The 15,476-nt window shown below is 70.3% G+C and carries 13 protein-coding genes; 5 read left to right on the plus strand and 8 right to left on the minus strand.

Going from position 1 to position 15,476, the window contains the following annotated elements:
* Positions 1-162: 162 nt before the first annotated feature.
* The 6 genes from ACIQTP_RS40200 to ACIQTP_RS40225 all read right to left on the minus strand — a co-directional run bounded on the left by ACIQTP_RS40200 (position 163) and on the right by ACIQTP_RS40225 (position 6,339).
* The gene (locus ACIQTP_RS40200) at positions 163-1,152 is read right to left on the minus strand and encodes an alpha/beta fold hydrolase (protein WP_403409355.1); all 990 of its coding nucleotides are present in this window, start codon (positions 1,150-1,152) and stop codon (positions 163-165) included.
* Between the two features lie 187 nt (positions 1,153-1,339).
* Complete coding sequence (locus ACIQTP_RS40205) at positions 1,340-1,696, minus strand: DUF6204 family protein (protein WP_403409358.1); 357 nt, start codon at positions 1,694-1,696, stop codon at positions 1,340-1,342.
* Positions 1,697-1,752: 56 nt separating this feature from the next.
* Positions 1,753-2,490, minus strand: coding sequence for a 2OG-Fe(II) oxygenase (locus tag ACIQTP_RS40210; protein ID WP_403409361.1), 738 nt, complete (start codon positions 2,488-2,490; stop codon positions 1,753-1,755).
* Between the two features lie 14 nt (positions 2,491-2,504).
* On the minus strand, positions 2,505-3,014 hold the full coding sequence (locus ACIQTP_RS40215) for a methylated-DNA--[protein]-cysteine S-methyltransferase (protein WP_403409364.1): 510 nt from the start codon (positions 3,012-3,014) through the stop codon (positions 2,505-2,507).
* A 178-nt stretch (positions 3,015-3,192) separates the two neighbouring features.
* Positions 3,193-5,142, minus strand: a complete 1,950-nt coding sequence (locus tag ACIQTP_RS40220; RefSeq protein ID WP_403409367.1) for a phosphatase PAP2 family protein — start codon at positions 5,140-5,142, stop codon at positions 3,193-3,195.
* Positions 5,143-5,439: 297 nt separating this feature from the next.
* Positions 5,440-6,339: an N-acetylglucosamine kinase gene (locus ACIQTP_RS40225; protein WP_403409370.1), complete on the minus strand. Its 900-nt coding sequence runs from the start codon at positions 6,337-6,339 to the stop codon at positions 5,440-5,442.
* Between the two features lie 262 nt (positions 6,340-6,601).
* Between ACIQTP_RS40225 and ACIQTP_RS40230 the strand changes: the two genes are divergently transcribed.
* From ACIQTP_RS40230 to ACIQTP_RS40250, 5 genes are all read left to right on the plus strand, one after another.
* Entirely contained in the window at positions 6,602-7,738 is a 1,137-nt protein-coding gene (locus ACIQTP_RS40230) for an ROK family transcriptional regulator (protein WP_403409373.1), read from the plus strand.
* A gap of 272 nt (positions 7,739-8,010) precedes the next feature.
* Complete coding sequence (locus ACIQTP_RS40235; protein ID WP_403409376.1) at positions 8,011-9,342, plus strand: ABC transporter substrate-binding protein; 1,332 nt, start codon at positions 8,011-8,013, stop codon at positions 9,340-9,342.
* Between the two features lie 52 nt (positions 9,343-9,394).
* Entirely contained in the window at positions 9,395-10,372 is a 978-nt protein-coding gene (locus ACIQTP_RS40240; protein WP_403409379.1) for a carbohydrate ABC transporter permease, read from the plus strand.
* 25 nt (positions 10,373-10,397) lie between these two features.
* Positions 10,398-11,276, plus strand: coding sequence for a carbohydrate ABC transporter permease (locus ACIQTP_RS40245; RefSeq protein ID WP_403409382.1), 879 nt, complete (start codon positions 10,398-10,400; stop codon positions 11,274-11,276).
* A gap of 5 nt (positions 11,277-11,281) precedes the next feature.
* Complete coding sequence (locus ACIQTP_RS40250; protein ID WP_403409385.1) at positions 11,282-13,114, plus strand: hypothetical protein; 1,833 nt, start codon at positions 11,282-11,284, stop codon at positions 13,112-13,114.
* Here the strand turns inward: ACIQTP_RS40250 and ACIQTP_RS40255 are convergent.
* Complete coding sequence (locus ACIQTP_RS40255) at positions 13,044-13,742, minus strand: nucleoside/nucleotide kinase family protein (protein WP_403409388.1); 699 nt, start codon at positions 13,740-13,742, stop codon at positions 13,044-13,046. The genes ACIQTP_RS40250 and ACIQTP_RS40255 overlap by 71 nt on opposite strands.
* 440 nt (positions 13,743-14,182) lie before the next feature.
* Positions 14,183-15,403 carry a serine hydrolase domain-containing protein gene (locus tag ACIQTP_RS40260; protein ID WP_403409391.1) on the minus strand — a complete coding sequence of 407 codons (1,221 nt, stop codon included), beginning with the start codon at positions 15,401-15,403 and terminating at the stop codon, positions 14,183-14,185.
* Positions 15,404-15,476: the final 73 nt, after the last annotated feature.

Below are 15,476 nucleotides of genomic sequence, written 5' to 3' on the forward strand. Positions count from 1 at the left end.
CCGCGGCGAGGAGAAGGCGGTCGGATATCGGATTCGGGCGGCCGTTGTCGGACGACGTGGTCGAGATGGAGCAGACGCCCCGCAGGGAGAGGTCCCGGGTGGCGTTCGATCCACTCGCCCTAGGTGAGTCACCCGATCGAGAGGTTGCCCCGGTCGGAAACGTCACTTGTCGCTCGTGACCCGGGTGAGCCAGTCGATCAGGATGCGGTTGACGTCCTCGGGCCGTTCCTGCTGGATCCAGTGGCCGCAGTCGTCGAGGAGGTGGGAGGAGAGCAGACCCGGCAGGGTGGTGGGGTAGGCCGCGATCGCGTCGGCCAGCCAGGTGGTGGAGGCATCCCGACCACCGCCGATGAACAGCGAGGGCTGGGTGATGGGCGCACCGTCGTGGTCGGCCAGGTCCTCCCAGTCCCGGTCCATGTTCCGGTAGCGGTTCAGTGCCCCGGTCATCCCGGTCCGCTCGAACTCTCCCGCGTAGAGATCGAGGTCGCGTTCGTCGAGCCAGTGGGGGAGCCGCCCCGTGGGAAAGCGGTCGCGCTGCGCACCCCCGGGGCTCACGAAGTGCGGGTCCGGCGCGCCGGGTGCGGGCATGGTGTCGGCGGACAGCGCCGCGTACAGGCCCGCGAGCCAGCCGCGGACGTCGGGCTCGATCTCGGCCTCGGCCCGGCCGGGCTCCTGGAAGTAGGAGACGTAGAACTCCTCGTCCCCGCCCATCTGCGCGAAGATCTCACTGGGGCGCGGGCCGCCGCGCGGGGCGTAGGGCACGCTCAGCAGTCCGACCGCGCGGAACACGTCGGGCCGGACGAGGGCGGAGACGGCGGCGATGTTCGCACCCCAGTCGTGTCCGACGACGATCGCGGACTCCTCACCCAGGGCTTCCACCACGGCGACGTTGTCCTCCACCAGCTCGAGGATCCGGTACGCGGTCGGCGCCTCGGGCCTGGAGGAGCGGCCGTAGCCGCGGACGTCGATGGCGACCACCCGGTAGCCGGCCGCGGCGAGTGCCGCAAGCTGGTGGCGCCAGGAGTACCAGGACTCCGGAAAACCATGAACGAGCAGGACCAGTGGGCCGGATCCCTGCTCCACGAGATGGGTCCGCCCGGCGGGCGAGGGGACGAGACGGTGGATGCGGTCTTGTGCGGACGACTGCGGCACGGGTCCTCCCAGGGGGCTCAACGCGTGGCCGGTGCGGCGAAGGGGCCGGAGCGGCCCGTTCGCCATGCGGCCTCCGGTACTACCGACGATCATGCGGCGGTCGGTGTGGCGCGAGCCAAGCCTGTTGCCGATTCGGCAAAACCGGTCCCGTGGTCGCGGGGCGCGTCGATGATCGGCCGAACGCGTCCTAGGCGCCCTGCGCGGCGGCGCGGCGCTGCCGTTTGCCGAGTGGGGCCTGGGACAGGTCCTCGGCCTTCGACCTGAGGTTCTTGTATCCGTAGCCGCGCTCGGTCAGCCACGCCTCCGCGGCGGCCTCGGCGCGCTCGGTCGCCTCCAGGATGTCCTCCTCCGCCTCTCCCGAGTCCTGGAACCGGAACGTGAAGGCGGGCCGGGCCGCGAGGTCGTAGCTGAGGTGCCCCTCGGGGGTGAAGGCGGCGTGCAGCACGTCGTGCTCGGACGCGCGGGCCAGGAGCTCGGCGCGTTGCTCCGCGCCAAGCCCGTCGAAGACGCCGCGGACGGTGACGCGGAAGGTACGTGAGCTCATCCGGCGACCTTAACCAGCGGGCTCGGTGGGGCACCACCGCGTTTTCCGCGACACGGTCACGCAGCGTCGTGGAAGACCAGGCCCAGTGCGTGTCGCCGCCCGGAACGGACGGTGCTCACACCGTGCCGCATCGGTCCTGTCGACCAGCCGCGCCGGGACGCGACGGGCCGGTCGCGAGTGGTGAAGATCAGCCCGTGCCCCTGCGGGAGGGTCGTGGACGATCCCCGCGACTGCGCCCGGGGCCGCTGCTCCGTCATGATGAACTCGCCGCCGGTGAAGTCGACTCCGGGTGTGTCGAGGCCGATGACGACCTGGAGCGGAAACACCATCGCGCCGAACACATCGCGGTGCAGCGCGTTCCAGTCGCCGGGCCCGTAACGCAGCAGGATCTGAGCGGACCTGGACTGCCCGGCCGCGTGGCACATCGCCAGCCACTCCTCCAGGTCCTCGGGCCAGGGGGCGGGCTGCCGGAGTTTGTCGGCCCAGTCCCGGGCGACGGGCAACAGCCGCGGATAGAACGCCTCGCGCAACTCCCATATCAGGTCCGGCAGTTCATGGGTGAAGTAGCGGTACTGACCGGAACCGAAGCGATGGCGGGCCATGTCGACGGTGGTGCGGAAGCGGTCGGTCTCGTCGTAGAGCGCCCTGATCCCCTGGCATTCGTCGGGGGTCAGCAGTCGAGCGGTCAGTGCGTGTCCGTGCTCGTTCAGCTCGTCGGTCAGTGCGGTCCAGTCGTCGGCCGCGACGCGGTCGGCGACCGGACCCGCCGGGTGGGTGGTGTCGAGCGTGTGCATGATGGTGACGATCCTCAGATGGCCGGGCGGGCGTGCTCCAGGTCCAGGAGCCGCTGCTTGCGCTCCAGACCGGCGGCGTACCCCGTGAGGGACCCACTGGCGCCGATCACGCGATGGCAGGGGCGCACGAGCAGCAGCGGGTTCGCGCCGATCGCCGTGCCCACGGCGCGCACGGCGGCCCTCGAGGCGCCGATCCGCGCGGCGATCTCTCCGTAGCTGACGGTCGTGCCGTACGGGACGGTCTCCACCGCCTTCCACACCCGCTGCTGGAAGTCGCTGCCCGCGCCGCTCACGTATTCGATGTCGAAGTTGGTCAGCACCCCGTCGAAATACGAGCGCAGCTGCGAGACGATCTCGGCGAACGCCTTCTCGTTCCTGGTCCAGCCGTCCTGGACGACGGCGCCGGACTTCTGGCCGGGCATGGACAGCGAGACCAGCGCCGTGCCGCCCTTCGCGGTGACCGACTCCTCGCCCACCAGCAGCAGCTCGCCCAGTGGGCTGTCGATCGTTGTGTACACCGGCATTGGTCGTGTCCTTTCGAAGTGTGTCTCCGCTGTCCACTCTGCGCCATGGCCGCCGCCTTGGCTGGCGGGAATCGGACGCGGCGCACGGGGCCGAAAGCGCACGGGTACGAAGAGGACCCGGGGACCGTTCACGCACGGTCCACGGGTCCTGTCGCTCAGCTCGTCCCCAGGTCCGGGGTCAGCGCCGCACGAGTCGTACGGACAGGCCGTCCACCGAGTACACGGGCACGGCCCGGTATCCCTCCACCTGGACCGTGATGCGGGCGAACTGGCCCCGCAGCGACGACGTCCGGAGCACCGGGACGGTGCTGCCGGGGACCGGCGGGCGGTCGGCGTCCAGCCGGAGCGTGAGCGCGCTGTCCCGGCTCAGTACCACCCGTCGCTCCACCGACAGTGCGGGCACGCGGCCCGCACGGAGCGTCGCCTCCAGGCTCGCGCCGGACCCCTGCGTGTAGCTGCCGCGCACGCGAACGGACGTCGCCGCACTCACCCGCAGGGCCCCGCCGTCCACCCGCACGTCGCCGCAGCCCAGCGCACCCGACGAACCGGCCGCCAATGCGCCCTCCTCCAGCACGGTGCCGCCGGTGTGGGCGTTGTCGCCCGTCAGGGTCAGCGCACCGGTGCCGCGCTTGACCAGCCGACCGCACCCGGAGATGTCGTTGCGCCAGGTGTCGGCCGCGCTGAAACCCCCGTCGGCGGCGTTCATGGTGACGTTCACGTCGGCCTCGAAGGCCCCGTACCCGTCCGCGGCGGCGAACAGGTTGAGCCGGCCCCACTGCTCGAAGCCGTCGAGCAGCACGTACCCGGACGGCAGGGCGGTCGTGCGGAGCACCTCGCGGCGCTGGGCGGCGGAGAGGTAGGGCAGCCGCGTCTCCAGCAGGACCTCGGCACCCTTGGGCACGGTCATGCCCTCGGAGTGGCCGTGCCGGGTGAGGACGTACGTCAGCCGCGGCGTGAGCGCGCGGGCGTTGGCGGCCCGGTCGGCGTACGGGTCGGTGGCGACGCCCGCCGAGTGCGCGTAGGCGTACAGGGTGTCCGCCGTCGAACCGGTCCGCTGCTGGAAGTACGCGGCGGCCTGGGCACGCGCCGCGGCCTTGAGGGCGGCGTTGGCCGGGTCGGCCAGCGTGGCGGCGGCCAGGGCCGTGGCCATGATCCGGCCGCCGATGACGTCGACGGTGGAGTGCATGCCCGACATGATCCGGGTGTGGCTGAGCTCGTAGGCGCGCGCCACCAGCTCCTGGAAACGCTCGGGCACCGCGTACGCGTACGCCAGCCCCGCCAGGTGGAAGGCGTTGGTGTGGCCGCTGGGGAAGCCGCCGTCGTCGGCCGCGGTCGTGCCGCGCTGCCACAGCAGCTGCGGAGCGACGATCACGTCGGAGTCGTAGACCGGGAAGCCGAGCGCGTCGACCTTGCCCGTGTCGACGACCTCGCTCTTCTCGTTCATGCGCCACGGACGCGGGTACTGGAAGGCGTACTTGGCCGGGTTGCCGGAGGCGTACGGGCCGCGCACCGTGTCCACCAGCTCGGCGACCTTGCCGAGCGCCGAGTCGTGCGAACCGGCGCCCTGCGCGGAACCCGCCGGAGCGTCGGCCGGCACTGCGTCGTTGATCTTGCCGGAAGGGGTGCCGTCAGGAGCGCTGGTGATGGAGGTGACCGCTTTGGCGCCCGTCTTGTACAGGCCGGCCAGCGGGCCCAGGCCGGCGATCATCGCGTAACTCTGGTGCTGCCGGTCGTAGATGAACGCCTCCTTCGCCTGTGCGTCGGTGCGGGCGTGCGTGATGAGGGCGCAGTAACGCATGTTGGCGCGCAGCACCTCGGGCATGAGCGGTGTGCCCGTGTTCCAGGAACCGCCGGTCTTCCACACCTTGCTCATGCCACCGAGGATCCGGACCACCGCGTTGGTCTCGGGCGTCAGGTTGGTGAGGATGTTGGTGGTGTAGTCGTCCACGAAGGCGGCGGGGCTCGTCGCGGCCTTCGCGTCCGCGGCGGCGAGCCAGGTGACGACGGTCGGAGCGGCCAGCAGCCCCGCCGAGGCGCCGAGCGAGTTCCGCAGGAACACCCGTCGGTTCAGGGCGCGTTCACGGACGGGGACCGAGGGGACGGACTGCTGCCCGGCTGGTGACGGCATGGATGTGCCTCTCCTGAATGGTGGGGTCCTCCGACAGCCGGGTGAAGTCGTGAAGCGACTGTGCCCCTGTGGTGAGGACGAGTCATACGAGCGAAGATCTACGGCTGATTCATGTCACGCCTGCGAAGCGCGGGGGGCGGTGAAGTGTCGTACGGACGAATGCGCCGACCCTGTGCGCCCGCTGTACGGGCGAACGCGCCTCCGGCGCACGCTACTTGTCCGGCCCCCACACCGCGGCAGCGCGCGCTGCCCCGCGGGGTGCCGGTCGCCCCACGAGCAGCACGCCACCCCGTCCCCTCATATGAGGGCATGCGCCAAGGCCAGGGCTCCCTCGACCGGGGCCGCCCGCAGCGGCCTGGGGCGTGCCCCGGGTACGGACTCGGTGAGTGACGTCGTGAAGGAGGTGTACAGGGCGGGTTGGGAGAGCACGGTGCTGCCGGCGACCACCACGTCGTCGACGGCGACCCCGCGCTCGGCGAGCCGCACGACGAGCGCGGCGAGGGACCGGCCCCCGTCCGCGATCACCGCCCGAGCGATCCGGGAACCCCGCTCCGCGGCCGCGAACACGACGGGCGCGTGCCGACCCCACTCGGCCGACACATCCGTGGCGCTCTCCAGCGCGGCGCCCAGGGCGGGCACCTCACCCACCCCGAACGCGGCGATGAGCCCCTGGGCGAGTTCGTCCGGGGCTTCACCACGGTCGTGCGCCGCCCACGCGGCGCGCGCCGCTTCCCGTACGAGACCGGCGGAGCCGCCCTCGTCACCGAGCGCCGCACCCCAGCCGCCGACCTGAACGGGGCTGCCGTCGGCCAGTCGCCCCACCGCCACCGAACCGGTACCGGCCACGAGGCCGACACCCTTGTCCAACCCCGCGGCGGGAACGAGGAGTTCGGCGTCACCCACCACCACGCAGGGCACGTGGAGGACCGCCTCCAAAGACGAGCGGATCTGCGCACACTGCCGAGGCGTCTCGCAGGCGTGCCCGCCCACGGCCACAGCGGACGCGGACGTGTCGGGCGGGAGAGCCTCGCGCAGCAGTGCGGCGAGCCACGCGGCGGCGCCCGCGGGGTCGTGCGGCCGCCATCCACTGCTCGTACGGACGTGATCGGCGACGGAACTCCGTCCGGCACGGGCACGGAGATGGGTCTTGGTGCCGCCCACGTCGATACCGACCACGAGGGGCGTGGAGTCCTGCACGGAACCTCTTTCGTCGCTGTACTGAGATCGCGGTACTGAGATCGCGGTACTGGGATGCGAAGTACTGAGCTGCGAAGTACTGAGCTGCGAACGGTGGGCGAACCGTGCCTGGACGAACGGGAGTTGAAGATGTCGGGAAGCCCCGGGACGGGCCTCTGACGGACCACGGCAGGCGAGTACCGTGAACTTCGTTAGGAAATTAACTAACGAAGTAGGGTGCGTCAAGAGGCATGGACGCGATCCGTCGAACTGTGGGGGAGCTGTGGCACACGACCTGGAGGACGGCCCGCGGCTGAGCGAGAGCGCCGGCGCCGTGTTCGCCGTGCTGGCCGCGGCGGGCAGCGCCACCCGGCCCCGGCTCGCCGCCCTCGCGGGCCTGTCCAAGCCCACGGTGTCCGCGGCCGTCGCCGAGTTGGAGACCGCCTCGCTCGCCACGCGTTCCGGCACCGCCCACGGCGCGACCGGCCGCTCGGCCGCCGTCTACGGCCTGGGCCCCGCCGCCGGCTGCGTCCTCGCCGTCGACCTCGGCTCCACCCACACCGAAGTCCGCGGCTGCGCCCTGGACGGCACCGTCCTCATCGCCCGCGCCACCGACGGTCGTACGAGAGCGGCCGACGCCCTGCGCGACGTACTCGACGGGCTGCCCACGGGCTCGCCGCGGGCCGTCGTGATCGCCGTCCCCGATGTGGCGACCGAACATGACGGCCTGGGATCACGACCGGCGACTCCCGCCGTGGCGGCGGAAGTCGATGCCCTGGGCCTGCCGCCCGGCATCCCCGTCCACATCGAGAACAACGTCAACTGCGCCGCCCTCGCCGAACTCCACGAGGGCGCCGCACGGGGCCGTCACACCTTCGGCTACCTCCAGGTCGGCTACGGCATAGGCCTCGGCATCGTGGTCGGCGGCCAGGTGCTGCGCGGGAGCAACGGCGCGGCCGGCGAGATAGCGCGGCTGCCCTACCCGTGGGCCGCGGGCGAGGAGTCCGTGCACGAGGGCATGGAGCGCTACGCCGGTGCGGGCGCCCTGTTGCGCCGGGTCGCCGCCGCCTGGCTTCCGCAGGACGGGCCCGAGCCGCGGGACGCGGCCCGGCTCTTCGCCCTCGCCGCCCAAGGCCACGCCACGGCCCGCCGCTTCGTCGACGGACATGCCCGCGAGGTGGGCAGGCTCGCCGCCGCGGCCACCGCGGTCCTGGACCCCGGCCTGATCGTCCTCGGTGGCGGCATCGGCGCGAACCCGCAGCTCCTGCCCGGGGTCAGGGCCGAACTCGCCCGGCTCAGCTGGCCCACCGAGGTGGTGTGCAGCGAGGTCGGCGACAGCGGCACCGTCGCGGGAGCTGCCCGGCTCGCGGTGGTACGCGGAATTCAAACCGTGACCGACGGTGCACCGGTCAAGCATTGACGGACTCCGTGCGCTTCTGCCAATGTCCGGACAAGCGCTTTCTGAGCCGGCGGGAACCCGGCTCCGGAGGGAGCGTCCCGCCGTACGCGATCCGTACGGCAGCCGTACGAGGGCGTGCTCGTAAGGTCACGGCCGGAGCAACGGCCGGGGACTCCCACCCGACAGGGCGGTGTGGCCGGGCGAGGCCGCACGCCGGAAGCGACTCCAGGGAACAGACCCGCGCCGCCTTGACCGGCCGGGGGATCCGTCACGCAACTCCAGGGGAGGACCCGGTGGGTCACCAGATCTCGCGCAGAACCCTGTTCCGCACCGCGAGCGGTATCGCCGCGGCGGCCGCGATGGGCGGCTCGCTGAGCGCCTGCGGCGGAGGCACCGGCGCCGGCACCACCAGCGGCAAGCTCACCATGACGTGGTGGGGCAGCGACGACCGCCACAACGCCTACAAGAAAGCGCTCGCGACCTTCCAGAAGAGCAACCCGAAGATCAAGATCGAAGAGCGATACTCCGGCTACGACGGCTACTTCGACAAGTTCAACACCCAGGTCGCCGGCGGCAGCGCCCCCGACCTGCTGCAGATGGACACCGCGCTGGTCGCCCAGTACGCCCGCAAGGGTGTCATCGCCCCGATCGACGAGTACGTCGGCAAGTCCCTGGACCTGACCGGCTTCTCCAAGACGCTGCTCGCGGCCGGCACGGTCGACGGCAAGCTGTACGGCGTCCCGTCCGGCATCGGCGTCAACATCCTCACGGTCAACGTCACCGGCCTGAAGAAGCTGGGTCTGGAGCTGCCGGACCGCGAATGGACCTGGGCCGACCTGAAGAAGATCGCGGTCGAGGTCAACAAGAAGAGCGGCGGCAAGCAGTTCGGCGTCGACGACGGCGGTGGCGGCACCCTCCAGGCCTTCGAGGTCTTCGCCCGCGAGAAGGGCCAGTCCTTCTTCGCCACGGACGGCAAGAAGCTCGGCTTCAGCGCGGACACCCTCCAGGAGTGGTGGGAGTTCTGGGCCGGGATGCGCAAGGACAAGGCGTCCCCGGCCGCCGCGATCACCTCGGCCGCGCACAACGACCTCACCAAGAACGGCGTGGTCATCGGCAAGACACTGTTCACCTTCGACTCCGGCGTCTACGGCGCGGGCGGCGCGATCACCGACGCGGTCCTGGACTTCCTGCCCACCCCGAACGGCGACTGGTCCGGCGCGCGCGAGGGCAACTTCGTCAACGGCGGCGTGCTGCTGAGCGCCACCAAGGCGAGCAAGCACATCGCCGACTCGGTGAAGATCATGAGCTTCTTCGCGCAGGACGAGACGGCGATCAAGGACATGCAGCTGCTGCGCGGCATCCCGCCGACGGACAAGGCCCGCTCCCTCATCTCCGCCGGACTGTCGGACACCGACAAGAAGTCCATGGACATCGCCGACTACATATCCAAGCGGGTCGGCAAGGCGACCAACGCGCTGCCCGCCCCCCAGCCGCCGCCGAACGGCGCCGACCAGATCTGGGACCTGCTGTTCCAGTCGAACCTCGCCATCGCCTTCGGCAAGAAGACGATCAAGGCGCAGCTCAGCGAGTTCTTCGACCAGGCGCAGTCGATCCTCTCGCAGTAGGACACCGGCGCGCGGTACACGGAAGGACCGGGAAAGGGCCAGGGAGATGAGCATGACCACCACCAAGACCGACGAGGTCGTCAAGGAGCCAACGGCTCCCACGACCCCGGCCGACCAGCGCGAACGCGAACGCATGCGTCGACGCGCCGCCCGACGGCGCGGTGGAGGCTGGTGGCCGTACCTCTTCCTGGCCCCCTGGTTCGTCGGCCTGTTCGGGCTGACGATCTATCCGATGCTCGACTCGCTCTACCTCTCCTTCACGGACTTCGACCTGCTGACGCCGGCCAAGTGGGTCGGCGCGGACAACTACACCCGGATGTTCACCGACGACCCGAACTTCTGGGACTCGGTGCACGCCACGCTGGTGTACGTGGCGGTCTCGGTACCGCTGAAGCTGGCCCTCGCGCTGTCCGTCGCGATGGTCCTCAACCGCCCGCTGCGCGGCATCGGCTTCTACCGCGCCGCCTTCTACCTGCCCTCGCTGCTCGGCGGGGCGGTGGCCATCGCCATCATGTGGCGGCAGATCTTCGGCGGCGACGGCCTGTTCAACGACTTCCTCGGCTGGTTCGGCATCAAGGGCCAGGACTGGATCTCCAGCCCCGACACCTCGATCTACACGCTGGTCCTGCTGGCCGTGTGGCAGTTCGGCACCCCGATGGTCATCTTCCTGGCAGGCCTGAAGCAGTTGCCCAAGGACGTGTACGAGGCGGCGGCGATCGACGGCGCGGGAGCCGTGACCCGGTTCTTCAAGATCACCCTGCCGCTGCTCACCCCGATCGTCTTCTTCAACGTCGTCCTGCAGATCATCGACGCGTTCAAGAGCTTCACCCCGGCGTACGTGGTCAGCAACGGCACCGGCGGCCCGCTCAACTCGACGATGCTGTACTCGCTCTACCTCTACAAGAAGGGCTTCACCGACCTCCAGATGGGGTACGCCTCGGCGCTGGCCTGGGTGCTGTTCCTGGTCATCGCCGGTTTCACGGCCGTCAACTTCATCGCCAGCCGTTACTGGGTCCACTACGACGACTGAGCGTCGGTGAGGAGTTAAGTACCCCATGTCTGTCATCACCCCGGCCGTGTCACCGCTGAAGCGGCTGCGCGCCCTCACCGGCCCCCGCCGGATCCTGACCCACACCCTGCTCATCGGCGTGGCCCTGGTCATGCTGTATCCGCTGCTGTGGATGCTGAGCAGCTCGGTGAAGCCCGACACCGAGATCTTCACCCACCCCGGGCTGATCCCGAACAAGCTGCACACCCAGAACTACGCGGAGGGCTGGAACGGCTCCGGCAACTCCTTCTCGCTCTACATCACCAACTCGCTCATCGTCACGATCGGCGCGGTGATCGGAAACGTGGTCTCCTGCTCGCTGGCGGCCTACGCCTTCGCGCGCTTCGAGTTCCGCGGCAAGAAGATCTGGTTCGGTCTGATGCTCGGCACGCTGATGCTGCCGATGCAGGCCACGCTGATCCCGCAGTACACGCTGTTCTACAACTTGACCTGGATCAACACCTTCCTGCCGCTGATCGTGCCGAAGTTCCTCGCGGTGGACGCCTTCTTCATCTTCCTCATGGTCCAGTTCATCCGGTCCATCCCGCGCGAACTCGACCAGGCGGCCATGATGGACGGCGCCAACCCCTTCCAGATCTACTGGAAGATCATCCTGCCGCTGATGCGCCCGGCCCTGGTCACCACCACCATCTTCACCTTCATCTGGACCTACGACGACTTCTTCAGCCAGCTCGTCTACCTCCAGCAGAACGACCGCTTCACCGTGCCCCTGGGCCTGACCCTGTTCCTGGACAAGACCAGCGGTTCCTCGTACGGCGCGATGTTCGCCATGTCGACACTCGCCCTCCTGCCCACGCTCATCTGCTTCCTCACCTTCCAGAAGAGGCTGGTAGAGGGACTGGCGACCTCCGGCATGAAGGGCTGAGCGGCGTGTATCTCCCTTACCAGCGCGGCCATCTGCACGACCTCCCGGACGAACCGGCCGCGTACGACGCCGTCCTCGCCGCGGTCGCCGAGGAGGCCCTGGCCCGCATCACCCCCGAGGGCAACCTCGAACACCCCGCCGCGATCGACGACGTCGGCGACACCTCGCTCGGCGTCACCTCCCTGCTGGCGCTCGCCTGGCAGCGCACGAAGGACCCGCGCCTGCCGGAGGCCGTGGGCCGCGGCCTGCGCTTCCATCTGCGGGAACGGGTCTTCACTCAGGACAACCCCGGCTACCCGAACCTGAGGAAGCGCGGCTCAGGACTGCCGTACGCCCGTTACGTACTGGAGGACGGCGCCCACCCCATCGGTGACTGGCCGAGCACGGTGTGGGCGTTGCTCCAAGTGGTCAACATCCTGGGCACCGCCGACCCGGTCGTCCCCGACGAAGACCGCCACGAACTGGTCGAGTTGGCGCACGGCTACTGGCGCTGGCTGACCGACGCGACCTTCTTCAACCCGCAGGAGGCCGGCAACCAGGCCATCGGCTGTGTCGTCGGCGGCCTGATGCTCGCAGGCCATCTCCCCACGGAGGAAGGGGAGTCGGTCCGTGCGCGGGCGATGAGCCTGTACGCCGACGAGATCCGCGCCCGCCGCGTCCGCGACCGGGGCGCCCTGCTGCCCCCGGAGCACGGAGGCGCGTACGACAACAACTACGGGCCGATCTCCCTCTCCTTCCTCGCTCAGGCCCACAAGGTCAGCGGGGAGCCGGTCTTCGCCGAGGACGGGGACGCGCTCGCCCGCTATCTCGACGCACGTCTGACCGCGGGCGGCTTCGACATCGGCGGACCGCGCTACAGCGAACAGCACTCCGGCTTCGAGGCCGTGCTCGGGCTGCGCCACTTCGGCCGCCGGATCGGCGCCGACCTCGGCCGCTACCGGGGCGACACCCGCTGGGGCCGGCACGCGGTCGGGCCGGACGGCGCGATCGACGGCCACTTCGCGTTCATGCTGGTCTGGCAGATCCAGGACGCCACGCGCTGGCACCGCACGCCGTCGAAGAACCCCGCACGGCATCAGCTGCGCGCGGGCACGGTCTCGGTGGCCTTCGACCAGCGGATGACCCCTTCGCTGGTCGAGGCGGCGGGCACGTACTACCTGCCCGCGGCCGTCAACCGCCAGCACGGCTTCGGCCCGGCCGTCGACGGCTTCCTGCTGAGCCGCCCCATGGGCGAGGTACGGGTGCGCGACCTCGAGAGCGACGGCCTGAGCGCCAAGCTCGTCACCAAGCCGGTCGTCGGCCGCGACCATGTCCTGCGCCACGTCAGGTCGCTGTACGTCACCGACGGCGCGAGCCTGTGGACCACGGTCGCCGTCGAACGCCTCGACGGGACGCCGTACCTGCTCGCCGGACTGCCGTACGCCACCGACGACGGGGACCGGGTGCGCAGGACCGCCGAGGCCGCCGTGACCTCCGCAGGCCCGCTCAGGCTGACACATCCACAGGCGGACGGCGCGGAACATTTCGACGCCCGCTCCGAGACGACCCAGGAGCAGGCGGCGTTCGCCCTGGCCGCGGACCCGCGCGGCTACGGCAACCCGGACGAGGGCTGGCGCCACCTCGTCACCTCCACGGCACTCGAAGCCGGACCGGCTCCCGGTGCCCCGGAGGATCTGCACGTCTTCGCCGTGCGCTACGGCTCCCCGGGCCCCTTCGCCACCACCTTCGCGGACACACCGGCGGGCCTGACGATCCGCACCGAGGCGTTCACCGCACTGATCGGGAATCCCGCGGGTGATGCCCGAGGGGAACCCGCGCTGGACCTACGGCGGCGGTGACCTCCGCGCCGACGACCAGGTCGGCACGGTCCCGTGTCGCGGCGACCAGACCGGCGTTGCGCTGGTCCGTGCCGAGCACCCAGGCCACCGCCGTGTCGTGGTCCTTGCCGAACTCCTCGTGGCGGGCGACGAGACGACGTACGCGCTCTTCCTCGTCGAGCTCGCAGAACCACACCTCGTCCAGCCGCGACCGTACGCGCGCCCACGCCCCGTCCCCCAGCAGGAGGTAGTTGCCCTCGGTGATGACCAGGCGGGCGCTGCGGAAGACCGGGACGGCGCCCGCGATCGGCTGCTCCAAAGTCCGCTCGAAGCCCGGCGCGTACACGATGCCTTCCTCCTCGTCGTCGCGCAGCCTGCCCAACAGCGCCGCGTACCCCGCCGCGTCGAAGGTGTCCGGAGCGCCCTTGCGGTCCCGGCGGCCCAGCCGGTCCAGCTCGACGTCCGCGAGATGGAACCCGTCCATCGGCACATGCGCGACCCGGCCGGGCGCGTCGCCGTTCAGCTCCCGGACCAGGCGCTCGGCCAGCGTCGTCTTGCCCGCGCCGGGGCTCCCCGCGATCCCGAGGATCGCGCGCCGGCCGGGGCGCACCAGCGCCGCGGCCCGCTCCACGAGGTCGTCGAAGGTCATGAGCGGGGCCCGCGGAAGGCTAGGGTCAGCAGGATGACCAGTCCCGGCGGGGTCATGAAGACGGTGAATCCCATGCCACCAGTATCAGGGTGCGAGAGTGGTATTCGGCCAGCCTGCGTCGACCTCGGGTCCGGGACCGGTCATTCCGCCTATGCTCATCAAGCTGTTGAATATTGGTCAATAGCGGGCGCCGCAGCCGCCGTCCACGGGGAGAACGTCATGTCGCAGCAACGCCCTACGCTTGCCCCCCACAGTTACCGAGCGTATTGCGACCACCTGCTCACCTGCCAGAAGTGCAGCGAGCCCCCGAGGCGGTGCGACGACGGCAGCGCCCTGTACCGGACCTACCGGTCCGACCTGAAGAAGTCATGAGTCCGGCCTGGGGCCTGTCCGGCGGAGGGGTGCGGCCGGACGGGTGGGTCCGGCCGCACCTTCGCGCGTCAGTCGCGGGCGATGCCCGGCGCGATGTCCTCGTGGCGCTCCACGGTGGTCGCCGAGGAGGTCGCGCCGCGCAGCTTCGCGGTCGTCGACTTGCCGCAGAACGCGGACTCCAGCGTGCGGGCCATCGTGTTCAACACGTTCACGTTGTTCGAGGTGTTGGCGAGCGCGGTGACGCTGCGCTTGCCGTCCTTCGAGGCGAAGGCGTACGTGTAGTAGCCCTGCACGGTGCCCGTGTGCCCGTACACCGAGATACCGCAGGACAGGTCACGGCGGCGCAGGCCGAGGCCGTACCCCTGGGTGCTGTTGACCGTCGTCCACTGCTGCATCTGCGCGAGCTGCGCGGCGGACATGAGCTGCCCGCTCATCAGCGCGGAGAAGAACGTGTCCAGGTCCTGCGTGCTGGAGATGATCGCGCCCGCGCTCTGCGCCCAGGACACCGTCTGCTCGGTGGAGTCGACCAGGGCCCCACCGGCCTCGTCCGGCGTGAGGTAGCCGTTGGCGTGCGTGCCCGGGATGGCGGTGTCGGGGTGCAGGTAGAAGGTGTCGGTCAGGTTCAGCGGCGTGAAGATGCGGTTCTGGTACTCCGTGGCCACGGAGTGGCCGGTGAGCTTCTCGATGAGCATGCCCGCGACGACGAAGTTCGTGTTGGAGTACGAATAGGCCGCGCCCGGGGCGTTGGTGAGCGCGTGCTTCAGGGACAGGGTGACCAGGTCCTGGTAGCTGAAGACCTTGTTGCGGACGGACTCGAAGCCCGGGACCGTCTGCGCGAACATGTCGTTGGTGTAGTCGTACAGCCCACTGCGGTGGCTCATCACCTGGCGCACGGTGATCCGGTCGTCGGGCAGCAGCCCGGGCAGATAGGTGTTGACCGAAGCGTCCAGGTCGAGCTTGCCCTCGTCCACCAGTTGCAGCAGGACCACGGCGGAGAAGCTCTTGGTGACGCTGCCGACGCGGAACCGGTCGGTCGTGGTGATCGCCCGCCCGGTGGCCCGGTCGGCGACTCCCTCCGACAGCCGGTGGACCGTGCCGTTGTCGTCGACCCGCACCATCGCGCCGGGGGCTCCCTGGGACAGGGCCGTGTGCAGCACCGCCTGTAGACCGGCGTCGTCGGGTGTCGGCAGATCCGCGGCCGCGGCGGTGCCGGCCTGTGCGGGGACTGCGAGGAGGGCCAACAGCGCCGCGCCCAGCGCCGTACCTCTGCCCACCATTCCTGAGACCATCTGATTCTTCTCCCGAGTTCCCTCTGTGTACCGCGCCGCGGATGCGAACGCCGGCACCATCTGTACGCGCAGG

The organism is Streptomyces sp. NPDC090798 (genome assembly GCF_044768965.1).
GTDB lineage: Bacteria > Actinomycetota > Actinomycetes > Streptomycetales > Streptomycetaceae > Streptomyces.

Coding starts and splice junctions, on each gene's coding strand:
- ACIQTP_RS40205 (WP_403409358.1), bottom strand. CDS start 1,696: ATGAGCTCACGTACCTTCCGCGTCACCGTCCGCGGCGTCTTCGACGGG.
- ACIQTP_RS40210 (WP_403409361.1), bottom strand. CDS start 2,490: ATGCACACGCTCGACACCACCCACCCGGCGGGTCCGGTCGCCGACCGC.
- ACIQTP_RS40215 (WP_403409364.1), bottom strand. CDS start 3,014: ATGCCGGTGTACACAACGATCGACAGCCCACTGGGCGAGCTGCTGCTG.
- ACIQTP_RS40220 (WP_403409367.1), bottom strand. CDS start 5,142: ATGCCGTCACCAGCCGGGCAGCAGTCCGTCCCCTCGGTCCCCGTCCGT.
- ACIQTP_RS40240 (WP_403409379.1), top strand. CDS start 9,395: ATGACCACCACCAAGACCGACGAGGTCGTCAAGGAGCCAACGGCTCCC.
- ACIQTP_RS40245 (WP_403409382.1), top strand. CDS start 10,398: ATGTCTGTCATCACCCCGGCCGTGTCACCGCTGAAGCGGCTGCGCGCC.
- ACIQTP_RS40255 (WP_403409388.1), bottom strand. CDS start 13,742: ATGACCTTCGACGACCTCGTGGAGCGGGCCGCGGCGCTGGTGCGCCCC.
- ACIQTP_RS40260 (WP_403409391.1), bottom strand. CDS start 15,403: ATGGTCTCAGGAATGGTGGGCAGAGGTACGGCGCTGGGCGCGGCGCTG.